Here is a 20,322-nt window from a genome sequence, read left to right as displayed (position 1 = left end):
GGAGCAATTGCCATGTCGACACAGCTCGGCCGCCTTCTCATCATCCGGCGCCCCACCGGGCAGCCTGCGCCGGATGACTGGGAGAATGTCTGCGGCATCAACACCACGAACTTCCGCATGCTCAACGACATCATCGAGTCCAAGCGCGCGAACTGCACCGACCGTTCACAGCCGCCGATCCGGGTTCGCAAATATGGCGGCAAGGATGTGAACTTCTCCGGTTCCGGCATCTTTGACGATGATGCGTCCGGCAAGCTTCTGGCCGATGCCGCCGTCAACCAGACGGTGCTTGCAGGGTATGGCGTGTTCGTGCCCGGCTATGGCGAGTTCGTGGGCGACTGGCTGGTCTCGAACTTCGAGTTCTCCGGCGACCTCGACAATGACATGAACTTCTCGACCGAGGTTCAGGCCTCCGGCGAGATCGTCTACACGGCGCTCTGATGGCGGCGCAGAACGCATGGCGGGGCGAGCGGGAACTTGCCCTGCCGGGTGCCACCCCGGTCAATCTGGCGGCGTCGCTCGATCACATCGCCCGCCTGATGGCCGAGACGAAGTCTGAAACGCTGGAAGGCCTGCAGGATGTGTTGCAGGCGCGCAAGCCCGAGACGCTTCGCGCGGCACTTGCCATTCTGATCGGCGAGGAACAGGCGGCAACGCTCTGGCCGTATGTCAACGGTGCGGTCGGCCTCACGCGCGTCTATGCGGCGATCTCGGGGGCCGTGTCCGGACTGACGCCGGAAGAGGAAGACGAGGCAAAAAAAGCCCAGGCCGAAAGCGAAAGGGACCTGCAGGCGATGGCGCTTGGCCTGCTGGCGCGCGCAATCGGCCAATCGAGCGCCTCCCATTCGGCGAGTGGATGAAGTTCGCCGGCGGCGTCCTGCACTGGACGGAGGCGGAGTTCTGGCAGACCGGCTTCGCGTTCTTCCGGGCTGCCTGGGAAGGCTGGGCCATCTCCAGCGGCGTGAAGAAGAACGTGACGCAGCCACCAACACGTGAAGCCTATGAGGCCGCCAAGGAAGCCCTGGCGGCCCGTGATCGCAGACGCCTGAATCAGGGGGACGGCATTGTCCAGAGATGATCTGAGATACAGGATCGGGGGCGATACATCGGGTATCGACTCTGCCTGGGCCAAGATCAGGCGGGATGCGCAGTCCACCGGGGCGGGCATCAACAACGCCATGGGCCGCGCTCGCACAGGCGTGGATACCGTCATGGCCCCACTGCGCGCCATGCCGGCGCTCTTTGCTGCGGTCGGCGCAACGGCTGTCGTTGCCAAGATCAGGCAGACAGCCGAAGCGGTTGCGGATATCGGCAGGCAGGCAAAGCAGGCCGGCATCGATGTCGAGTCGTTTCAGGAGCTGAAGTTCGTTGCCGAGCAGAACCGCATCGGCGTGGACATCCTGACCGATGGCATCAAGGAACTGAACCTGCGCGCAGACGAGTTTATCGCCACGGGTGGCGGCTCGGCGTCGGAGGCCTTCGGGCGGCTGGGCTTCTCCTCCGAGGAGCTGTCGCGCAAGCTCAAGAACCCGTCCGCATTGCTGACCGAGATCATCGGCAAGCTCGAACAGTTCGATCAGGCGGCGCGGATCCGCATCGCAGATGAACTGTTCGGCGGCTCGGCGGGCGAGCGGTTCGTGGAGCTCATCGATGAGGGCGAAGAGGGCATTCGCGAGCAGATCGCAGCGGCGCGTGATCTCGGCCTGGTGATGGATGCGGAGATGATCCGCAAGGCTGAGGATGTTGACCGTAAGTTCAACGTCATCACCTCGACGATCGGTACTGCCATGAAGCGGGCGATCGTCAATGCGACGAATGCCTGGTTCGATTTTCTCGATAGCTACAACTCGTTTGAAAAGCAGCAGACCGGAACCCTTTTGTCCACGAGGGCAGACAAGGATGCTGAGTTGCGCTCGCTGGATGAAGAGCTTCAGCGATGGCGTCGCAATCTCGCGACCGTTCAGGGCGCATACGCCGATGCAAGGCGTCGCGGCACCGAAGACTATATCGAAGGTCTGGAGGATAGGCGCCGCAAGTTGGTCGATGAAATCGCCGTGATACAAGATCAGCTTGACCGCAGAAACGGCTACTCCGAAGATTTCGAATACGGTTCAGATCAGGGTGAAACAAGCAGAAAAATCGACACTTCTGTTGAGTATATTCGCAAATACTCCGAGCAGTTGGCTCTATCGAACCGCGAGCGCGCCATTGCGGCCGAGACGCAGCGCATTCTGAACGATGCCTCTTCGCAGGGCGCAACGCTCACCGAAGCGCAGGCGCGCGGACTGGCTGACTTGACCATCGCGCGACGGGAGTCGGAGCGTTCTTCCTCCAGCGCTTCGAAGGCAAGCGACAAGGAGGCGGATAGCATCAGCCGGGCGATCTCTGCGCTCGAGCATGAACTCGACCTGATGGGCAAGAGCGATGTCCAGAAGCGGATCTCGAACGAGTTGCGCAATGCCGGAGCGGACGCAGCGTCCCGCGAGGGAGAGCGCATCAGCGCGCTGGTGACGGCAATCGAAGCGCAGCGGGCAGCCGAGGAGCAGCTGAAGGCCGCGCAGGAAGCCCGCACCCAGTCCATCGAGTATCTGTTTCAGGCGGGCGAAGACGCCTTCCTTGCGATGATCGACAATTCCGGCCGGGCCGAGGATGCGGTCAAGCGCCTCGCGATCCAGCTTGCCTTCGCTGCTGCCCAGGCCGCCCTTCTGGGGACCGGTCCGCTTGCCGGCCTGTTCGGCGGTGGTGGCTTCTTTGGAGGTGGCGGCGGCGTCGATCCATGGTCCGGATTGCGGAGTGTCACGGGCTTCGACACAGGCGGCTGGACGGGGAATGGTGACCCGAAGAAGGTTGCCGGCCTGGTCCATAACGAAGAATTCGTCGTTCGGTCGGGGCCTGCCGGGCAGTATCGCCCCATGCTTGAGGCCATGAATGCGGGCCGCAACATTGGTCTGTTCTCCATGCCCGAGCGCATGGCGTCGTCAGGGCAGGGCCGTGATGGCGTCGTGACGCTCCGGGTGATCGGAGAGGAGGGGCCGATGTTCCGACCCACCATCCGCGCCGAGAGCGAGAACGTGGCGGTGCAGGTCAGCGAGGAATCGATTGGCCGCTTCAATGCCGGTCTCCCCGACCGGGTTCAGGAAATCAGCAATGATCCGAGGGCTAGAGGCTGATGGCGCTCACCTTTCCATTGTCGCTTGCCGAGTTTCAGGACGCGATCAATGTCGCGACCGCACCGTTTCGGCTGCAACGCTTCGAAGAGATGTCGGGGCTCGGCAGCGGGCAGTTCCTCACCGACGAGCTGGCCCCGCCGCTGTGGTCTGCAAGCGTGCGCCTGAACGCTGCCTTCCATGATGACGGGCTGGAGATCCAGGCGCTGCTTGATACGCTCGATGGTTCGCTGCATTCCTTTTTGTTCTACGATCCGCGCACCGCGTTTCCGAGGCTCGATCCGAATGGCGCGCTGATCGCCGGCGCCGCACCGGTCGTTCTTTCGATTGAGGCGGACAACAAGTCGTTGCGGCTTGGTGATCTGCCGGCGGGCTATCCGCTCTCGCGCGGCGATATGCTGGCATTCGAATATGGAGCAAACCCCGTGCGGCGCACCCTGCACCGGCTCTCGGAGCCGGTGGTGGCCGACGCGCAGGGAGAGACTGCGCCGTTTGAGGTGAGGCCGCATTTCGGGCTGGGTGCCGCCGCCGGGGGCGCGGTCGAACTCATCAAACCGGCCGCCTTCATGCGCATCGTTCCCGACAGCCTGTCGGTGAGCGAAGCCGATGACTTCGGCACTGTGGCGATCAGCTTCTCGGTGCTGCAGCGCCTTCACCCCTGACTTCCGGAGAATTTTATGGTGCGCGCTGTCGACGCCGCAACCGCTGCCCTGTTGCAGGAGCGGAACGGTACAATCCGCCGTGATCTGGTCTGGATCACGGCCAAGAACCGGGCGACTGGAGCGCCTGAGAGCATTGGCCTGTGGACCGGTCAGGATCACGCCGACATCGCGGTTGTTTCAGGAGAGACGGGCGCGACCGTGACCCGGACCTATTACGGGCTGGGCGGTCTTCTGAATGTGCCGCCGATCCCGCTTGTCTCGGACCTGACGGTGCGCAAGATCTCCATCAGTTTCAGCCAGCTTGATCCCGCAATCGAGCAGGCCGTGCGGGGCTTCGATCCGAGGAACGGGCCGGTGGAGATCCATCGGCTCTATCTCGACCGCGAGACGCGGCTGCCGATTGCGCCGGCCGTGTCGCGCTTCCTCGGCTTCATCAATGCCACGCCGATCACCACGCCGAAGGCGGGCGCGGAAGGGAGCATCAGGCTCGATCTGGTGTCGCACACGCGCACGCTGACCAAAAAGTCGCCATCGCGGAAATCCGACGAGTATCAGCGGCGGCGGCTTGGTGATCGCTTCTACAGATACACGGATGTTGCCGGGCAGTGGGAAATTGCCTGGGGCGAGGAATCGGGGCCGATAGGATGAAGCGACGTTCGTTCTGGCGGCCATCGCTCGCCGATTACTTCAGCCAGGTGCAGGGACGGCCCTTTGCATGGGGTTCGTTTGACTGTGCACTGTTTGCCGCCGGCGCGGTTGAGGCCATGACGGGTGTCGACTTCGCGCAGGGTTATCGCGGGGCATACACCACGCTTGCCGGCGGGCTGCGCCTGCTCCGGGCTGAAGGCTTTGAAACCCACGCGGATTTCGCGGCCGCGCGTCTTGTCGAGATCCACCCCTCGGAGGCACTGGTCGGCGACATCGCGGCCATCGCCGTTTCCGATGCCGGGCTTTTCGCGCTCGGTGTCGTGCAAGGCGCGCGCATCATCTTCCTGCGTCCGGAAGGCGGGCTCGGAACGACAGACCTTCTTCAGGCCGAGCGGGCCTTTCGGGTTTAGACCATGCTTCATCTGATCTTCTGGACCGCCTGGATCATCCTGGCGTCGACGGCGCATGCCCATGCCGCGCCGCTTGCGGGGCTCGTCGGTCTGCTGACATCGACGACCATTGGCAAGCTGATCCTTTCGGTGGCGCTAACAGTTGGCAGGTCGCTGCTTCAGCGGCTGATGATGAAGGACGAGGAGCCGACACAGCCCGGCATCAAGACGCGGGTCGGGGTCGGCGGCGAGAAGTCGATGTCGTTCATCGTCGGCACCTACGCGACGGCGGGGCATCTGGTCTACGCGAACACATGGGGTAAGGTTCGCAAGACCCCGAACGCAGCACTCGCGCAGGTCATCAGTGTTTCTGATCTGCCGGTCTCTGCAATATCGAACGAAGTCTGGATGCGCGGCCGCAAGATCAACCGCAATCCGGGCGTCGGCGATCAGCCCGGATCCTTTGCGTGGTTCGGTGAGGGGAGCTATCCGTTCAGCGAGTTCACCCATGGTGACTACGCCGGGATCTACTGGCTCTTCGCAAAGTATATCGAAGGTGGCGCCACCACTGCGGACCCGGAACTGCTCACGATCTTCGGAGGCGCGGGCGCGCGCGCGTGGGATGGCGGCATGGTCGGGCGCGGTGTCGCTCATGTGATCCTGACGGCGGAGTTCAACCGTGACCTGTTTCGGGATGTGCCCGAAGCGATCTGGCAGGTATCCGGCCTGCCGCTTTACGATCCGCGCCGCGATGCTTCCGTCGGTGGTTCGGGCACCCATGTCTGGGGCGATCCGGAAACCTATGAGTTCACCGACAATCCGGCGGTGATCATCTACAACATCCTGCGCGGCATCTTCTTCGAAGGTGAGCTGGTCTTCGGCGGAACAATCCCGGCAAGCCGGCTGCCGCTGTCGTCATGGTTTGCCGCCATGAATGAGTGCGACATGCTGGTGGATGGCGACCGGCAGTTCCGCTGCGGTTATGAGATCAAGCCGTTCGAGCAGTCGCCGCTCGCCGTCATCGAGGAGCTGCTCAAATCCTGCAATGGACGCATGGCCGAGATTGGTGGCGTCTACAAGATCCATGTCGGTGCGCCCGCACTTCCCTCCTACTTCTTCAACGACGACAGCGTCGCCATCACGCAGGATCAGTCCTTTGATCCGTTCCCGGGGCTTGAACAGACCTATAATGGCGTGAGCGCCACCTATCCCGAGCCGCAGGCGGCATGGGCGATGAAGGATGCGCCACGGCGGATCTCGCAGGCGTTTGTCGATGAGGATGACGGGCGCGAACTCATCGCCTCCATCGAGTTCAACGCGGTGCCGTTCCCGATCCAGGTGCAGCGTCTGCAGAAATCGCTGATGGAGGACAACCGGCGTTTCAGGCGCCATCGCCACACGCTGCCGCCGGAGGCGTGGCTCCTCGAACCGCTAGACACGGTGTCGTGGACAAGCGCGCGCAATGGTTATGCGAACAAGCTGTTCCTGATCTCGTCGATGGACGATCTTGAAAATTCCTACCAGGCCGTGTCGCTACAGGAGGTGGATCCGGGCGATTACGTCTGGACCCCGGCGACGGATGAACTGCCCTATTCGGTCGGGCCGATGGGGCCAATCGAGCCGCAGCCGCAGGTCATGTATGACTGGACGGCTGCGCCTGCGACCGTGCCGGACAATGACGGGCAGCCGCGCCGCCCGGCCATCCTGCTCGGCTGGCATGGCGACATACAGGATACGCAGGGCGTCGCGTTCGAGGTGCGGCTCGCCACCACGGCCGAGATCGTCTATCGCGGCCGCACCGATCAGGTTCTCGTCGGTCAGCTGTTGATCTCGCAGGGGCTGCTGCCCGCCATGGACTACCAGGTGCGCGGCCGCTACCTGCCATACTCCAACCGTCCGAGCCTCTGGTCGGGCTGGCTGGCGGTCCGTACACCCGATGTGAAGTTCGACGTTTATCGCGACGTCGATCTCGACGGGCTGAACGAAGCCATCGGCGAGCGCACCGAATTCGCCGATTTCAACACGCGTGAGACCATCGAGATCGCGCTTAAAAACGCCGCCGCCAACAATGCCGACTTTGACCAGCAATATGGTCAGATACAGCGGTTGCGGCGCGAGGCATCTGCCAGCTATGCAAACCTGACATCATCCTACAAGGAAGCGATCCTGGTTGTTGCTGGCGAGACTAACGCGCTGTCGCAACGTTTGGAGATACTGGAGGTAACGTACGATGAGGATATCTCACAGATAGCCCAGGCGGTCGATCTTCTCACGGCGGAGATCGAACTGGTCGAGGGGCAGGTTACCGCCATGTCCGACGCCATCACGCAGGTGAGCACGAAGGTTGACAATGTGTCGGCAAACGGCACGTTCCGTGTTCAGGCGGGCGCGTCACCGGGTGGCGGCTGGGCGCGGGCCGTCCTGCAGGTGAGCGCCGACGACGGTGTGACCTTTGAGCAGGCGTCGATCTTCCTCGATGCCCGCACCAGCGGTTGGCCGCGCAGCCGCTTGGTTCTTGATGCCGAGAGCGTTTATTTCGGCGATCTGAGCAGCGGCAATATCCTGAATGCGGTGATCTATTCTGCCGGCGAGTGGCGCATGAACGTGGCGAACATCGGCACGGTCAATTCAGGTCTTGTGCAAAGTAATGACGGGAAGATGCGCATCGAGCTCGACAACAACCGCATTCTGTCGGCCGACTGATGGTGGATCGTGTTTTGATTGGCGCGCATGATGGCACGCATGTGTTTCGTGCGTCGCGCCCCGGCTTCGATGTAAAGAGCACCGCCTTGTCGCCGGAACAGCTTGCCTTCGACAGTCGCTGGCCGGAGATCGGCAACATCCTCATGCGGGGAACGTTTCAGATATCCGGAAACGGTAGCAAAGAGGTCTTTTTTGCAACGACCTACGACAGCCCCCCAATGGTGATCGTGCATATGTCGGGGCCGAATAACGACCTGTCCAGTTGGTATCTTGTCGACGGGGCTTGTTGGTACGATTTCAATGTAAGTGTTGATTTGTACAAGTACAAATTCTGGGTTGTGAAAAGAGATAGCAATAATATCGGTAGTTCGCAGCGGACATTTCGATACACCGTATTGAGGAATTTCTATGCCTGATCGTGTGTTGATTGGGGCAAGAGGCGCAGATAGCGGTCTTTTTATCTCTAAGCCCGGTTTCGATGTGAAGACGGCGTCAGATGAGCAATTGGTCTTTCGGACGACTGCCGGATTTGAAACGCTCCAAGTCGTGCAGACCGCAAGGGTTTATCTGACAACAGGAAGCCCGGTGACGATAACGGTGCCAAACCTCGGATACTACCCAAAGGTTCTTATTCAGTCCGACTGGAATGCCAATGCGTTCCTCTCTGTTGGGTCGGGCTCCCATATTTTCCACTGGGTGGACTATCTGTCGCTCACGAGCATTCGATTGAACGTCGACAAAAACAACATCCACGACACCAACTATTCTCTCTATGTCGTGCTGAGGGAGGACATCGGCGTTGCCTGACAGGGTATTGATCGACGCATCAGGTGTGCGGGTTTCGAAGAGTGGTTTTGACGTAAAGACGGCCAGTGAAGCGCAACTGATGTTCAATTCGCGCTGGAGCGCGATGAAGCGTCTCGTCTTCGGCCAGTTCGATATTTCGATTCCGCCTGAGGGGGAACTTGCGAACAGCAAGACAATTCTGTTTGGCAAGACGTTCAATTACAGGCCGTTGGTTTTCTCGGCCGTCCTTCTCTACAACGATCACACTGGGCCGGATCGGGATGACCGGTCTGCGCAGCAGCACATCGGAACGACGGCCTATTTTGTTTTCTACAATCCCAGGCCGCCCATTCGATATGTGGTGAACGTGCAGAGCGACAGGTTCATTTATTCCGTAAATTCAAGCTATCGCGGCACAGACGGGGTTTGGACAAAGAACCGTGTCTACTATGCCGTCTGGGATCACGGGTTAGGCTGATGATTGTCGAATATGATGAGGCAGGGCGGATCTTTCACGTGATCAGTGATCCCGTTCCTGAAGGGCTGGCAGCGCTGATGAAAGAGAACGGACAGACCTTTCTCGATCTGCCGCCGGCGCCACTGCCAGAGGTGCAGAAGCGTGACCCTGATACGGGGCATCTGTTGTTCGATGGCGACGGCGAGCCCGTTATTGAATCGCCGGGCCTCTGCTTTGCTGAATGCGATCTCTCGACGGACCATGTGGTCGACGGCGAGATTGTGCGCCGGCCTTCCTGCGGCTGCGGAGTGAGCGCGACCGGACGCGTGGTCACCCTGACAGGTCTGCCTGAAGGATCCGCTTTGGCCATTCTTCTCGATCCCGAAGACATGAGCAGCGTGGCGCATGTGGAAGCGGCAGGCGGGTTCTCTTTCGAGGTTGATGAGGCCGGCCCCGTTCGCATCTGCGTCACTCCGCCCTGGCCGCTTCTGGAGGAGGTCTTCAATGTTGAAATTGAGTAGGTCGAAGCTCCACCGGGAAAAGGCTCTGGATCTGATCGACAGGCATTATGCTGCGCGCATCGATGCCGTTCTCGGCCCCATGGCGGCGCTGCACATGCTGAAGCGCATCGTGCCGGCGGGAGAGCTGGTGGCGGACCGGGAAGCCATTCTCCAGCGCGCGGCGGAACAGGATGCAGAGCTGGCGGCTATCGATCGTGAGCGACGTGACCTCAAGGCGGCGGTGCGGGCCGCCGCTTCGAGCGACGACATCAAGGCGCTGATCGCGCACCTCTGACACCACCAACACAATCGGACATTCCATGACTGACCAGCAGAAGAAGCAGGTCAGCCCGATGGCTGCTGCCGTCGAGGCGACTGCGCTCAACGACTATTACCGCAATCGCTGCCTGATGCTTGCCGACGCGCTGGAGCAAAAGCAGGCGGAAAATGACCGGCTGACGAAGATCAACGGCCAGCTGCAGGACGCGGCGGCACAGGCCGGCGTGGCCAAGGTCGACAAGAAGGGTGCCAAGGATGCCTGACTACCTTCAAATGGGTTACTACGAGACCGGCACGGCATCCGTTACGCAGGGCCAGACCGTTGTCACGGGGCAGGGCACTGCGTGGTCGAAGACCGTGCGGCCGGCGGATGACTTCGGCAAGCATGTGGGTAGGCCGATCCCGATTGCGTCGGTGGACAGCGACACGCAGATCACGCTGGCCTTTCCGTGGCCGGGGCCGACGCAGACGGCTGCGCCGTACCGCGTGACCTTCTCGCCATATGAGCTGAACTACCGCCAGGCGTATCCGGAGATTGACCGGCTTTTAAGCACCGGCAACGTGTCGGCGCTGGCGGGGTTGGTTGGCGCCGCGGACTACGTGCCTATGTTCACGGGTCCGGGTGTGCTGGATCTGGTCAAACTCGCAGCCGGTGCGTTCAGCGATGTGACGGCGAACGCCACCGACGAAACCGCCGGCAGACTTTTGAGGGTTGGTGACAACATCAATTTCTACGGGTTGCGTGATTTCGGCACGTATTACAGCCCGACAGCTAACCGCAATATTGACACCGTGCCGGTGGGAGATGTCGGGCGGTATTCCACCAGCAACCCAGGCACCTTCCCGCCGGGTGCAACCAATTTCTGGATTTCAACACAGCGTATTTTCTCAAACGATGCGAAAGTGCAAGTTGCGATCCCTTATTCCCCTACCGGTGCACCTGAACCAGCCCAATGGATGCGTATAGCGTCGGGCGACGGGGCATATGGGCCGTGGGGTCTGACCTACAATAACGGGAACGTTCTAGGCACTGTCTCCCAATCAGGCGGCGTCCCGACCGGTGCAATCATCGAGCGCGGGAGTAATGCTAACGGCGAATACGTGCGTTTTGCTGACGGTACGCAGATCTGCGCTCGCATTTCTTCTGCCGGGGTTTCTGTACCATGGGCTGCGTCGTTTGTAGGCACGCCGTTTGCGGTTGCCTCCACCACGTTCAGCGATGTGCGCGTTACCACCATTTTGGGCCTGACAAATCTAACGGTGAGGGTCCAGTCGTACACAGCAGGAGGGACGGCATCTTCTGCAACAGGTCCGGTCATCGGTTTCGGGAGATGGTTCTGATGCATATCACTTTCTATCCTGTCCGCCGCGATACGACTCTTTCTCTCTCGAAATTGGGTGACGTACTCACCGTAAACGGCGAAGCGTTCGACTTTTCAGTTGTCCCGGAAGGCGCGACCCTTCCTGAAGAAGCGATCAGCAGTGATTGGTTATTCGGCCCCGTCGAGCGCGTTGGTGGGGAATTGCACATCTCAGTAATTCTGCCGCACGGGCCGAACCCCTCGCAGGCAGTGGATTTCCCGCAGCCGGTCATCGTCAACGTAGACGGGCCGATTGCAGTGCCGTCAGACGACCTGGAGGAGGCAGGCGAATGAACATTGATCTTTCCAGGCTTGTCACAGCCGAGATGAAGGCAGCTCAGGGGCAGGCTGATCTAGAGGCCGACATCGATGCTGAGCGAGACCGTCGCATTAGTGGCGGCTTCATCTTCGAGGGCGTCGAATATCAGTCCCGTCCGGAGGATCGTGAGAACATCGCGGGCGCGGCCACGGCGGCGCTGGGCGCTATTGTGGCCGGCGCGCAGCCGGGTGATCTGCGATGGCACGGCGGGACGGAAGACTTTGCGTGGATCGCTGCCGACAACACCATGCACACCATGGATGCGCAGACAGTCTATGCCTTCGGGCAGGCTGCAATGGCGCACAAGCAGGCTCATATCTTTGCTGCTCGGACGCTCAAAGATGCTGATCCGATCCCGGGTGATTTCGCTGACGATCAGTGGTGGCCGTGAGCGCCGACGAGCGAGTGCGTTTTAATCCACGTCTTGAGGCTTGGGGACCCAGGGCGATTAACTTCGCTCGTCGGCAATCCAAGGTAGCAAAATGATGTGATCGCACTATTGGTGTGATCACGTAATGCCGACGCTCAGATGTCAGAAAAATCCCCGCCGAATGTTTGTTGAGTTGGGGCTCCATTCGGCGGGGCAGAGTGGGCTGTAACGTACTGAATGCTGGTGGCCTGTGTACGGAGTGAAGCACAAGGCCAAGCCAGCGACCGCAACGTAGGCACTGCGCTTGCTCGGTTGAATGGTGCTTTAGCACACCTGCGGAAAGGCGTAAAAGGCGCTGGCAGGTGGATAGGGTAAAAGCCCCCGCCTATCTCTCAGAAGAGCCCCAGATTCTTCAACCTGCCAGCTGAACAAGTCTACCGGCGAAATCTGAACGAGTGGTTGCCGTTACGGCTGGGGCAAGATCGCTTCGGGAAGAGCATGCCAGCGCGCGGGGCTTGTTGGGTTAAGCGGGTGGGCTTTATGCCCGAACATTACGCGCGCTGGCGAAGCCAGTCTCAGCTCAAATCGTTGCTGGTTGGTAAACACCGGCAGCCCATCAGCGGTGCTGGCGGGCAAACCTCGGATTGGGGAAGGCTTTTTGCTCCGAACGTGGGGCGTTCTAAGCGCCCCGCCAGCACGGATAGCGTATTCCAAACGCCCGAATGTGAAAATCCCCCTGCAGGCTGACGTTGGGAAGCGCTTGCCTGCAGGGAGCGGCGGTGACCTCGAAGAGGTCTGGGTATCGTTATCAATGACGCTTGCCGTCGTGAAGCCATGCTGGGGTTGTCGCGGCGTAATGGCGCGGTGGGGCGAGTGTCCACGGTTTGGATCAAAATTACCGGGTGCTGGCGGGGACTTGCGAGGGTAGGTCGTGCTGTCTCCGGTCAGGGGATGAGCGGATATCCCGCCAGCACAAGAGTAAATAGGGCGATGCCCAACAAAGAAAAGCCTCTGCCAGCTCGAATGGGTGGAGGTCGTCGCCGGCAGAGGCGTAGTGACTACCTGCCGGCAGGCGTAAACCGGTCCGAGGTTTCGCCGACAGGTAGCCGACCCCGGGTAGGGTAACTCCAATCTATCACTGATATCCGAAGAGGGAAATCCAATGGACCGCACCGTGCCCACCGGCGCGGCGCTTTCGCATGGGCTCACCACCAGAAAGGAAACGACATGACATGGCGTCTCGCGCGCAGCCTCGGACGGCTGCGTGAGCAAATCAACGTGGCTGCACCGCTTCGTTCCAAGGCCAGCGATGGCACGATTGGTGATGCGGCTCATGCCTCCCGATCCTCCGATCACAATCCGTGGGTGAAGGATGGCGCCACCGGTGTGGTGACGGCGCTCGACATCACGCATGATCCCGCCGCTGGCGTCGATATACAGAAGCTGGCCGACGCGCTGGTGGCCTCGAAGGATCGTCGCATCAAATACATCATCTGCAATGGCTGGATCGTTTCAGGGTCCGGGCAGAGGCAGCCGGCGTGGAAGTGGCGGGCCTATGGCGGTTCGAACCCACATAGCCGCCATATCCATATTTCCGTAAAGGCGAGCAAGGCGCACTATGACGACGAACGGGATTGGCGTTTCGACACGGCGGAGATTGCCGAGCTCGCGCCGTCAGAAAGTGTGCTGCGGCACGGCTCACTTGGCCCGTTTGTGAAGGAGCTTCAGGAGAACCTCTCTCGCCTTGGATATGTGATCCGGGCAGACGGCCGGTTCGGTGATGAGACCGATCGCGTCGTCCGCATGTTCCAGCGGCAGAAGGGCCTGAAGGTTGATGGTTGGGCTGGGCCTCGCACGCTGGATGCAGTTGGCCGCGCCATTGCCGAGCTGGCAGCGAAGCCGAAGATCGAGGCCGCGCGCGAAAACGCCAGGGAGCAGGCTGCGGAACAGGTCGAGCGGAAAACCGGGTGGTGGCAGAATGTCACCGGCTTCTTTGGTGCGGGCAGCGTGGGTGGCGGGCTGCTTTGGGGCGTCGATTGGCAAACCCTTGTGGTGATCACAGGCGCAGCCATTCTCGTGATGCTGCTGATTGTGCTTTTGCGCAGGCAGATCGTGGCGGCCGTGCGCGATATCCGTGAGGGCCTCGCCTGATGTTCGGCTTTTCCATCGGTGCCTGGTTGCGCGTCGGGGCGGTGGTTGCCGCTCTCGGCGCGCTCGCATTGTCGCACTTATGGGTCTATCGCGCCGGTGGCTCGGCAGAACAGGCGGCATTCGCCCAATGGATCAATCAACAGAATGAGGATGCAGGCAATGCGGCTGAAGACTGGCGTGCTCACTATCGCCGCTGCGTTGAGCGTGGCGGGGTGTTCAAATACGAAACCAGTGCCTGTGACGAGTGATGGCCTGCGCGCGGTGGTCGGCACGTCATTGATCGGTGCGCGCGGCGCGACCGCGGACGATCAGCGAAAAATCGGTGAGACAGTAGCCGGCCTCTGCGGCGGCGGTGTCTGGTCTCCAACAGAATGCGCCCGTCATGGGCGAGAGACGCAGGACTGAGGGCAGCGGCGAATGTCAGAAGCGAGTGTTGAGCGGACTCTTGGTCAAATCCTTGGAGAGCTGAAGGGTATCGATGACCGCTTGATGCGCGCGGATGACAGCCGCGCCGTGGTGCATCGCCGGTTGGATGAGATGAGCAGACGGCTTTCGCATGTCGAGGGCGAGGTCGAAGCGACGAAGAAGACTGTCGATCAGATCCAGCCAGTTGCAGACGACATGGTGAAGCTTCGCACTCAGGCTGTCGGGGCGGGCACTGTGGGCCGCTGGCTCATCCGCATCGGGATCGGCGTGGTAACGCTCGCAAGCTGGATCGTTGCTGGCTACACTTGGCTGACGGGACGCCCGCCGCCTTGATCCTGCTTCGTGATATTCAATGCGGCTTGAGTGTTATTCTTCCGCAGATTTGATAGACAAGTATCGCCCCGCTGGTCTTACGCTGGCAGGGCTTTTTTGTGCGTTTATGTGCCTTCCATCGCCCGAATTGCCGCCTTGATCTGCTCTTCGATCCCCTCGGCTACATATGCTAATTCCCCAGCGTCCAACTTTCAGGCGAAGAGTGCTTCGAAGTCATGTTTGAAACGCGAGGGCGTGTTTACAATCAGACAGCGCCATCTGTCTCGATCTTCAACAGCTCTCCGCAATGCTTGCAGTGGATCGCATCCGGTTCGTGTCGGTTTAGGCCACATTCCGGACATGTGTACTTGATCCTTGATGGCTGGAAAATTGCGCGCGCCAATTGCACGAAGAGCGCCACGCCCACGACCATGATGAAGACGGACAACAGCTTTCCGCCTGTGGTCGTCATGGTGATGTCGCCAAAGCCGGTCGTGGTCAATGTCGCAACCGTGAAATAGAGCGCATCGACATAGCCCGTAATGCCAGCCTGATCATCGAAGGCCAGCACGAAGACGAGCGATGTTGTCACGAAAATGAAGACGAACAGGTTGACCGCAGCGAGGATTGCGTCCTCGTGGCGTCGAAAGAACAGGCTCTCGCGCCGAAGATCGCGCAGCAAGTGGTAGGCGTGAATCAATCGCAAGCCACGCAGGACGCGCAGAAAGGCGAGGTTGGCGGTGAGAAATGGCGCCAGCAGCAGGGACGCCACCACCACCAGATCCGCCAGTGTGTAGATGCGCATTAACTCTTGGCGCCGGTTTTCTGAGATCCAGAGCCGGGCGCTGAGGTCAAGAAGGATCAGTACGCCGAGAGCGATGTTTAATGCGGACAAAGCTGGTGTTGTTGGCAGTGACGCTGTCGCGATGAAATAGATGATCGTCAGCAAATCGAAAACGATCAGCGCGTAGCGAAATCGCTGCGCGCGCTGGCTCCTACCGGCATAGAGCAGCCTGATTGAACGGTGCAATTCTTCCATGTTGGCTACATGCCACAGGTCACCAAGCGAAACCACAGGCCGATCCCGAATGAGAGTATCCTACCGGCGGCATGATCAATCGGGCAGATCCGGCGCATCCACGATCACGAGCTTGTCGTCGGGCAGGGGACGTTGAAGCTTCTTCGCTTCCTCCCATGGCTCCGTAATCCACGCGGTTATCGCGTCCTCTGTGGTCAGGATGACCGGCATCGCTTTCTTGTGCACGGGTTCCACGACGCTATTGGGCTCCGTGGTCAGGAAGCCATAGACGTCATGGTCGGCTGGTTCCTCGCGCGCCATGCGCTTGCCGTGCCATGGCGTCCAGAGGCCGGCGAAGACGAACAGCGGCCGATCCTCGTTCAGTGCAAACCATGCATTCGGCGTCCGCTTATCGCCTTCCTTCCTGCCGGCAGGGTCGGGCTCGGCAAAGCTCGTGACCGGCACAAGGCAGCGGCTTTCAGGCGAGAGCCATTTGCGCCAGTGGGCAGATGATGTGTTGCGGATGTTCGTGACGCCGCTGTCGTGCTTTCCCTTGATGAACATGGGCGGCGTCGGCATGCCCCAGCGGGCGCGCACCATCTCCCGCTCTCCATCCTCTCCCACGCGAATGATCGGCGCATAGCGGTTCGGGTAGACCTGCAGGGACGGCTCGTTGAAAGCATATTCCCGCGTCGTCTTGATGAAATCGCGGATCGCCTGGCGCGTCGTCGTCATATTGTAAAGATTGCACATTGGTCGGGATCACCTCGGCCATTGATTTATGACCATGATGGTATTGCCACGGGCGTTTTGGCAACTCCTGCAGCGCAGGCGTTTCTCCAGATCGATCGCAGTTGTGTCCCGGCCGTAGCGCCGCTCAAGCGCGCGGCGATCCAGCTCGGATATCGATTTGCAATGCCGGCATATGGCGCCGAGCACATAGTAGGGCTGAATGTCCTTCAGCCGGATCTGGCCGTCGCGTGTGAAGAAAACCACCTCAGACAGGTGGAGTGGTTTGAACTGGCGCATCTGGCGGCTCCGCAAAACATGTGCCGCACCGTTGTTTCTTTCATCAGCGCGCCGTCCCAGCGCGCACAAATCCCCAGCTGACAGACCGCTCCAGCGCTTCCACGCGCCCGGCGAGATAGTCCCGCTCTCCCAGGAGCGCGATGACCGCCTCGCGCGGATCGCCTCCGCAGGCCTCGATGATCGCCTCGGCCACCGGCTCATAGGGATCGGGTTCCGTCTGTGGCTTCAGTGCGTGGTCCACGCGCCATCTCCTGCTTGTAAGTGATGAGAATGCTAGATCGTACCGTAGCTGCCCTTGACGAGTCTACAGTTTGTTCCCTAAATGTTCACATTATGGGAAAGAAGTCCTATCGCCTTAGCCGCCTCGGAAACCTGATCGAAGACGGATATCAGGTGCTGATAATCTGCGATGCCCAGACTGGAGGGGAGTGGTGCCGGCACTCTTCATATCTAGATCTTGACTATCTGAGGCGACGGTACGGCCTGGAGTTTGAAGTCATGCACCATACGGTGGCGCCGATGTTGCGGTGCTCCAAGTGTGGTGCGAAGGGGTTACCTTACCGTGGACCGATCAGGTTGCAGTTGCGCGTGCCTGAGAAGCCTGTCGATCACAGGTCTGATCCCTGGATGCCTCCACCGGCTGAGTGAGAAATATCTCGGAATTTTGCGCCACTTAACGGACCACATATTGTGCCACAAATAATGTTGAAGCGGCGAAGAAGATAGCAAAATCAGTACGTAGATTGCGGGCGTGAAGCAACCCAACAATTTCCGAATTTGTAACCTTCGTGTTCGATGGTGACCCTGCATGGGGGGATTATGCTTGGAAAATCACCTGTACTCACGCTCGGATTCTGTGCGGTGCTTGCTGGAGCAGCGCTCGCTGGATGGAACTTTTCCCCGGCAGAGCGTCAATTTATGACACCAGAGTCTGTCGCTGTCAGTCGGATTGTTGCAATGCCGATTTGCGGTAGTGGCAAGCGTGTGAATTGTGTTGTCGATGGCGACACGATCTGGGTGAATCGAGAGAAGATCCGGCTCGAAGGTTTCAATACTCCGGAGTTAAATGGTGTTTGCGCGCGCGAACGACGATTGGCGGTCCAGGCGCGCGATGAGCTGCGGCGTGCGCTGAACGGGCGTCGGTTCTCAATTGAGCGCAACGGACAAGATCGCTATGGCCGCACCTTGGCGACGGTCCGTGTCGATGGAATTGATGTCGGCGAAAACTTGATCAGGAAGGGATTGGCGCACGAATGGCGCGGGTTTAAGGAGAACTGGTGCTAGAAAGTGCGGGGCCTGTGCGCAAATCCCCAATAAATAGAAACGCCCGTTTAATCGAGTTGCGAGTGATCACCGCATTGAAATAAGGAGCCCTCCTAAGATAATTTTGGAGCGTAAATTCCATTATTCGATTTGAATTTCTGCTACCTCCAGTATGTGGAGTTAATGGGAAGGAAATTGAATTTCGACGTATAACTAGATCGATAAAAAAGAATTTTATATTTGGGGAAAATATGATTAAATACATTGTGAGAGCGGTTAATTTATTAAATTCGATGGCTCGCAATTTTTGTCTAATTAAGATTTATTTTTATTTTTCCCTATTTTTAGGGGTGATTTTTTTTGCGATGATTTCAGCGGCACCGCAAGCTGCTAGGGCGCAGGCGACAGTCGATGAACTGGTCGCGGATGATTTCTGGGCCCAGATTCGTACAGATACTCCGCGCTACACGATGGATTCCTTCCTCTTCGCTTCGAACGCCTTGGAAAAAAGCGTCTCTAAGTACATGGAAAACCCAAGCCTCGAGCTTCAAGCCGACATCGCGCTACTATCCGATGTTCTTGTGGATCTAATCGATCTGGATAGTGTTCCCGTCGCCACACGCCGTCAAACCGGTATCAGGACGTTTGAATACCTAATGGACATCTTTGGTCGCATAGGTAAGCCAGACACGCTTGCTTTTCCGGATCTGGACACCCTGGCCAGGACCGACGCTGACGGATTTCGTATCCCTCAGACACCCCTTCGGATTGAGCGGGTTAAAGAGGGACCTCGAAAAGGAGAGTTCCTTTTTGCTGATGACACAATTCGTGTCGCGCCGCGTTTCTATGCTGCAGTGAGCCATTTGCCGCTCAAAACAGCATTGGACATTGAAAGTTGGACAAACTTTGGGCCGCAGCAAACTGGACCACTCGTCCCCCCAGAAGTCATGCAGCTCGTGCCGGAAATGCTGCACGACATTTGGTTAGAGACGCCCGCATGGAAGGTTATTTTCCAGATCGTGTTGCTTGCCGCTGTGGTGATCGCGATCCTGGGAATCCATCGGCTGGTGTGCTCGCGCGTCCGCTCAGGGCGGATTTCAATCTTGTTGGCGAAAACCCTCGCGCCAGTTCTGCTGGTCTATTCGACCTCATCGTTGCTACCCTTCATCGCACTTCAGGTACATCTGTCCGGCACGTTCGCCCGATTTTACGATGTGACACTAACTGTCGTCACATATGGCGGGCTTGCGTTCATCTTCTGGCTTGCGGTCAGGGCCCTCGTGGAGGCGATAATACTCTTCCCGCACATCCCGGATGAGAGCCTGGATGCCGATTTGCTTCGTCTCGGTGGAGCAACCTTAGGGGTGTTTGGCGCAGTTTTTATCCTCGCGTTGGCTGGTCAGGCGGTAGGCCTGCCCGTTCTAAGTATGGTTGCCGGGCTAGGCATCGGCGGACTTGCGGTCGCTTTGGCCGTGCGTCCGACATTTGAAAACCTGATTGGGGGGGTGATCCTGTTCGTCGATAGGCCTGTCCGGGTGGGTGATTTCTGCAGTGTGGGAGACCAGAAGGGGACAGTCGAGGGGATCGGTATTCGGTCGACCAAACTGCGCGGACTGGATCGTACCGTCATATCAATCCCAAACGCGCAGTTTGCCGATATGCAGATAATCAACTGGGCTCAGTGTGACCAGATGTTGATCAAGGAAACAATTGGTTTGCGCTACGATACCACGGACGACCAACTTCGCTATTTGTTGGTTGAACTCCGGCGCATGCTTCATGCCCATCCACGGATTGATGGCGACACGGTGCGGGTGCGATTTTCAGGCTTCGGTGACAGTTCCCTAAAAGTTGACATCCGGGTCTATGCACAAACACGTGAATGGAATGATTTTTATGCTGTGCGCGAGGATATCGACCTCCGGATATTAAAGGCAGTACGCGAAGCAGGCACGGATTTCGCGTTTCCTTCACAAACTGTCTACATGGCAAAGGACAGTGGGCGTGACAAAGCGCTTAGTAATCGTGCCGAAGCGGCTGTTCGGCGCTGGCGTGAGTCGGGGCAGTTACCGTTCCCGCGTCTGACGCGCGCTGAGCTCGATGGATTGGAAGGCACTCTTGACTATCCGCCTTCGGGTAGCCCCGACGCCGGAGAGGAGAAGAAAATAAATCCCGAGGTTGCGGAGCCGTTGTCAAATCCACCTGAGGAGAATTCCGCGGAGTTAAACAAGTAACTCGCAGATCATAGCCGCAGAACTTCGATGTAATTGTTGCCCTGTGCTCCGATGGCGGAAACGGCTGGTGAGCTACCAGTGAATGATGGAGCCGGCCTATAGCCTATTGCGCGGGGCGAAGAACCTGCGTTTCGGTGTCCATGTTGTTCTGGGGCGTCTCTATTTGGATGGAGAGGTGTATTGTAGAGCATTATCGTACCTGAGCTCACAAGGGACGCATACTGGATCGCGTTCTCAGCTCGATTCAC

26 protein-coding genes are annotated in these 20,322 nt (G+C 59.2%); 22 read left to right on the top strand and 4 right to left on the bottom strand.

Going from position 1 to position 20,322, the window contains the following annotated elements; translation table 11 throughout:
• The first annotated feature begins 12 nt into the window (after positions 1 to 12).
• From AC4PTT_RS13595 to AC4PTT_RS13500, 20 genes are all read left to right on the top strand, one after another.
• Entirely contained in the window at positions 13 to 441 is a 429-nt protein-coding gene (locus AC4PTT_RS13595) for a phage tail tube protein (RefSeq protein ID WP_492161433.1), read from the top strand.
• Positions 441 to 860 carry a hypothetical protein gene (locus AC4PTT_RS13590; protein ID WP_492161432.1) on the top strand — a complete coding sequence of 140 codons (420 nt, stop codon included), beginning with the start codon at positions 441 to 443 and terminating at the stop codon, positions 858 to 860. The genes AC4PTT_RS13595 and AC4PTT_RS13590 overlap by 1 nt, the downstream gene beginning before the upstream one ends.
• The gene (locus AC4PTT_RS13585; RefSeq protein WP_113154784.1) at positions 857 to 1,078 is read left to right on the top strand and encodes a hypothetical protein; all 222 of its coding nucleotides are present in this window, start codon (positions 857 to 859) and stop codon (positions 1,076 to 1,078) included. Before AC4PTT_RS13590 ends, AC4PTT_RS13585 begins: the two co-directional genes overlap by 4 nt.
• A complete protein-coding gene (locus AC4PTT_RS13580; RefSeq protein WP_492161431.1) occupies positions 1,065 to 3,170 on the top strand; it encodes a tail tape measure protein in 2,106 nt (701 codons plus the stop codon). Before AC4PTT_RS13585 ends, AC4PTT_RS13580 begins: the two co-directional genes overlap by 14 nt.
• Positions 3,170 to 3,829 carry a hypothetical protein gene (locus AC4PTT_RS13575; RefSeq protein ID WP_492161430.1) on the top strand — a complete coding sequence of 220 codons (660 nt, stop codon included), beginning with the start codon at positions 3,170 to 3,172 and terminating at the stop codon, positions 3,827 to 3,829. Before AC4PTT_RS13580 ends, AC4PTT_RS13575 begins: the two co-directional genes overlap by 1 nt.
• Positions 3,830 to 3,844: 15 nt before the next feature.
• Positions 3,845 to 4,477, top strand: coding sequence for a hypothetical protein (locus AC4PTT_RS13570; protein WP_492161429.1), 633 nt, complete (start codon positions 3,845 to 3,847; stop codon positions 4,475 to 4,477).
• Positions 4,474 to 4,887, top strand: coding sequence for a DUF6950 family protein (locus tag AC4PTT_RS13565; protein WP_492161428.1), 414 nt, complete (start codon positions 4,474 to 4,476; stop codon positions 4,885 to 4,887). The genes AC4PTT_RS13570 and AC4PTT_RS13565 overlap by 4 nt, the downstream gene beginning before the upstream one ends.
• A gap of 3 nt (positions 4,888 to 4,890) precedes the next feature.
• A complete protein-coding gene (locus tag AC4PTT_RS13560) occupies positions 4,891 to 7,569 on the top strand; it encodes a phage tail protein (RefSeq protein WP_492161427.1) in 2,679 nt (892 codons plus the stop codon).
• Positions 7,569 to 7,985 (top strand): hypothetical protein, encoded by a 417-nt coding sequence (locus AC4PTT_RS13555; protein WP_492161426.1) that lies wholly within the window; start codon positions 7,569 to 7,571, stop codon positions 7,983 to 7,985. The genes AC4PTT_RS13560 and AC4PTT_RS13555 overlap by 1 nt, the downstream gene beginning before the upstream one ends.
• Positions 7,978 to 8,376, top strand: a complete 399-nt coding sequence (locus tag AC4PTT_RS13550) for a hypothetical protein (RefSeq protein ID WP_492161425.1) — start codon at positions 7,978 to 7,980, stop codon at positions 8,374 to 8,376. The genes AC4PTT_RS13555 and AC4PTT_RS13550 overlap by 8 nt, the downstream gene beginning before the upstream one ends.
• Positions 8,369 to 8,833, top strand: coding sequence for a hypothetical protein (locus tag AC4PTT_RS13545; RefSeq protein ID WP_492161424.1), 465 nt, complete (start codon positions 8,369 to 8,371; stop codon positions 8,831 to 8,833). Before AC4PTT_RS13550 ends, AC4PTT_RS13545 begins: the two co-directional genes overlap by 8 nt.
• Positions 8,833 to 9,333, top strand: coding sequence for a hypothetical protein (locus AC4PTT_RS13540; protein WP_492161423.1), 501 nt, complete (start codon positions 8,833 to 8,835; stop codon positions 9,331 to 9,333). The genes AC4PTT_RS13545 and AC4PTT_RS13540 overlap by 1 nt, the downstream gene beginning before the upstream one ends.
• On the top strand, positions 9,317 to 9,607 hold the full coding sequence (locus AC4PTT_RS13535; protein WP_492161422.1) for a hypothetical protein: 291 nt from the start codon (positions 9,317 to 9,319) through the stop codon (positions 9,605 to 9,607). The genes AC4PTT_RS13540 and AC4PTT_RS13535 overlap by 17 nt, the downstream gene beginning before the upstream one ends.
• A gap of 25 nt (positions 9,608 to 9,632) precedes the next feature.
• Entirely contained in the window at positions 9,633 to 9,854 is a 222-nt protein-coding gene (locus tag AC4PTT_RS13530; protein WP_492161421.1) for a hypothetical protein, read from the top strand.
• On the top strand, positions 9,847 to 10,932 hold the full coding sequence (locus AC4PTT_RS13525; protein WP_492161420.1) for a hypothetical protein: 1,086 nt from the start codon (positions 9,847 to 9,849) through the stop codon (positions 10,930 to 10,932). The genes AC4PTT_RS13530 and AC4PTT_RS13525 overlap by 8 nt, the downstream gene beginning before the upstream one ends.
• Complete coding sequence (locus AC4PTT_RS13520; protein ID WP_492161419.1) at positions 10,932 to 11,246, top strand: hypothetical protein; 315 nt, start codon at positions 10,932 to 10,934, stop codon at positions 11,244 to 11,246. The genes AC4PTT_RS13525 and AC4PTT_RS13520 overlap by 1 nt, the downstream gene beginning before the upstream one ends.
• On the top strand, positions 11,243 to 11,662 hold the full coding sequence (locus AC4PTT_RS13515; RefSeq protein WP_492161418.1) for a DUF4376 domain-containing protein: 420 nt from the start codon (positions 11,243 to 11,245) through the stop codon (positions 11,660 to 11,662). Before AC4PTT_RS13520 ends, AC4PTT_RS13515 begins: the two co-directional genes overlap by 4 nt.
• Positions 11,663 to 12,868: 1,206 nt before the next feature.
• Positions 12,869 to 13,792 (top strand): peptidoglycan-binding domain-containing protein, encoded by a 924-nt coding sequence (locus AC4PTT_RS13510; protein WP_492161417.1) that lies wholly within the window; start codon positions 12,869 to 12,871, stop codon positions 13,790 to 13,792.
• Positions 13,792 to 14,040: a hypothetical protein gene (locus tag AC4PTT_RS13505; RefSeq protein ID WP_492161416.1), complete on the top strand. Its 249-nt coding sequence runs from the start codon at positions 13,792 to 13,794 to the stop codon at positions 14,038 to 14,040. The genes AC4PTT_RS13510 and AC4PTT_RS13505 overlap by 1 nt, the downstream gene beginning before the upstream one ends.
• Before the next feature lie 169 nt (positions 14,041 to 14,209).
• Positions 14,210 to 14,551 carry a DUF1515 family protein gene (locus AC4PTT_RS13500; protein ID WP_492161415.1) on the top strand — a complete coding sequence of 114 codons (342 nt, stop codon included), beginning with the start codon at positions 14,210 to 14,212 and terminating at the stop codon, positions 14,549 to 14,551.
• A gap of 244 nt (positions 14,552 to 14,795) precedes the next feature.
• Here the strand turns inward: AC4PTT_RS13500 and AC4PTT_RS13495 are convergent, their stop codons facing one another.
• The 4 genes from AC4PTT_RS13495 to AC4PTT_RS13480 all read right to left on the bottom strand — a co-directional run bounded on the left by AC4PTT_RS13495 (position 14,796) and on the right by AC4PTT_RS13480 (position 16,818).
• Complete coding sequence (locus AC4PTT_RS13495; protein WP_492161414.1) at positions 14,796 to 15,569, bottom strand: ion channel; 774 nt, start codon at positions 15,567 to 15,569, stop codon at positions 14,796 to 14,798.
• Positions 15,570 to 15,644: 75 nt separating this feature from the next.
• Positions 15,645 to 16,301 carry an SOS response-associated peptidase gene (locus AC4PTT_RS13490; RefSeq protein ID WP_492161413.1) on the bottom strand — a complete coding sequence of 219 codons (657 nt, stop codon included), beginning with the start codon at positions 16,299 to 16,301 and terminating at the stop codon, positions 15,645 to 15,647.
• 9 nt (positions 16,302 to 16,310) lie between these two features.
• Positions 16,311 to 16,577 (bottom strand): hypothetical protein, encoded by a 267-nt coding sequence (locus tag AC4PTT_RS13485; RefSeq protein ID WP_492161412.1) that lies wholly within the window; start codon positions 16,575 to 16,577, stop codon positions 16,311 to 16,313.
• A gap of 43 nt (positions 16,578 to 16,620) precedes the next feature.
• A complete protein-coding gene (locus AC4PTT_RS13480) occupies positions 16,621 to 16,818 on the bottom strand; it encodes a hypothetical protein (RefSeq protein WP_492161411.1) in 198 nt (65 codons plus the stop codon).
• A gap of 578 nt (positions 16,819 to 17,396) precedes the next feature.
• On the opposite strand from AC4PTT_RS13480, the gene AC4PTT_RS13475 reads away from it, so the two are divergent.
• Both AC4PTT_RS13475 and AC4PTT_RS13470 read left to right on the top strand, forming a co-directional pair.
• Entirely contained in the window at positions 17,397 to 17,861 is a 465-nt protein-coding gene (locus AC4PTT_RS13475) for a thermonuclease family protein (protein WP_245447535.1), read from the top strand.
• Between the two features lie 230 nt (positions 17,862 to 18,091).
• Positions 18,092 to 20,074 (top strand): mechanosensitive ion channel family protein, encoded by a 1,983-nt coding sequence (locus AC4PTT_RS13470; protein WP_492161410.1) that lies wholly within the window; start codon positions 18,092 to 18,094, stop codon positions 20,072 to 20,074.
• Positions 20,075 to 20,322 lie beyond the last annotated feature (248 nt).

This window comes from Nitratireductor sp. WH36-1, assembly GCF_058725515.1.
Note: the sequence above shows the minus strand (reverse complement) of the source record. Positions and strands in the feature narration are given on the sequence as shown.

Coding starts and splice junctions, on each gene's coding strand:
- AC4PTT_RS13595 (WP_492161433.1), top strand. CDS start 13: ATGTCGACACAGCTCGGCCGCCTTCTCATCATCCGGCGCCCCACCGGG.
- AC4PTT_RS13590 (WP_492161432.1), top strand. CDS start 441: ATGGCGGCGCAGAACGCATGGCGGGGCGAGCGGGAACTTGCCCTGCCG.
- AC4PTT_RS13585 (WP_113154784.1), top strand. CDS start 857: ATGAAGTTCGCCGGCGGCGTCCTGCACTGGACGGAGGCGGAGTTCTGG.
- AC4PTT_RS13575 (WP_492161430.1), top strand. CDS start 3,170: ATGGCGCTCACCTTTCCATTGTCGCTTGCCGAGTTTCAGGACGCGATC.
- AC4PTT_RS13570 (WP_492161429.1), top strand. CDS start 3,845: ATGGTGCGCGCTGTCGACGCCGCAACCGCTGCCCTGTTGCAGGAGCGG.
- AC4PTT_RS13565 (WP_492161428.1), top strand. CDS start 4,474: ATGAAGCGACGTTCGTTCTGGCGGCCATCGCTCGCCGATTACTTCAGC.
- AC4PTT_RS13560 (WP_492161427.1), top strand. CDS start 4,891: ATGCTTCATCTGATCTTCTGGACCGCCTGGATCATCCTGGCGTCGACG.
- AC4PTT_RS13555 (WP_492161426.1), top strand. CDS start 7,569: ATGGTGGATCGTGTTTTGATTGGCGCGCATGATGGCACGCATGTGTTT.
- AC4PTT_RS13550 (WP_492161425.1), top strand. CDS start 7,978: ATGCCTGATCGTGTGTTGATTGGGGCAAGAGGCGCAGATAGCGGTCTT.
- AC4PTT_RS13540 (WP_492161423.1), top strand. CDS start 8,833: ATGATTGTCGAATATGATGAGGCAGGGCGGATCTTTCACGTGATCAGT.
- AC4PTT_RS13535 (WP_492161422.1), top strand. CDS start 9,317: ATGTTGAAATTGAGTAGGTCGAAGCTCCACCGGGAAAAGGCTCTGGAT.
- AC4PTT_RS13530 (WP_492161421.1), top strand. CDS start 9,633: ATGACTGACCAGCAGAAGAAGCAGGTCAGCCCGATGGCTGCTGCCGTC.
- AC4PTT_RS13525 (WP_492161420.1), top strand. CDS start 9,847: ATGCCTGACTACCTTCAAATGGGTTACTACGAGACCGGCACGGCATCC.
- AC4PTT_RS13520 (WP_492161419.1), top strand. CDS start 10,932: ATGCATATCACTTTCTATCCTGTCCGCCGCGATACGACTCTTTCTCTC.
- AC4PTT_RS13515 (WP_492161418.1), top strand. CDS start 11,243: ATGAACATTGATCTTTCCAGGCTTGTCACAGCCGAGATGAAGGCAGCT.
- AC4PTT_RS13510 (WP_492161417.1), top strand. CDS start 12,869: ATGACATGGCGTCTCGCGCGCAGCCTCGGACGGCTGCGTGAGCAAATC.
- AC4PTT_RS13505 (WP_492161416.1), top strand. CDS start 13,792: ATGTTCGGCTTTTCCATCGGTGCCTGGTTGCGCGTCGGGGCGGTGGTT.
- AC4PTT_RS13500 (WP_492161415.1), top strand. CDS start 14,210: ATGTCAGAAGCGAGTGTTGAGCGGACTCTTGGTCAAATCCTTGGAGAG.
- AC4PTT_RS13495 (WP_492161414.1), bottom strand. CDS start 15,569: ATGGAAGAATTGCACCGTTCAATCAGGCTGCTCTATGCCGGTAGGAGC.
- AC4PTT_RS13490 (WP_492161413.1), bottom strand. CDS start 16,301: ATGTGCAATCTTTACAATATGACGACGACGCGCCAGGCGATCCGCGAT.
- AC4PTT_RS13485 (WP_492161412.1), bottom strand. CDS start 16,577: ATGCGCCAGTTCAAACCACTCCACCTGTCTGAGGTGGTTTTCTTCACA.
- AC4PTT_RS13475 (WP_245447535.1), top strand. CDS start 17,397: ATGCTTGGAAAATCACCTGTACTCACGCTCGGATTCTGTGCGGTGCTT.
- AC4PTT_RS13470 (WP_492161410.1), top strand. CDS start 18,092: ATGATTAAATACATTGTGAGAGCGGTTAATTTATTAAATTCGATGGCT.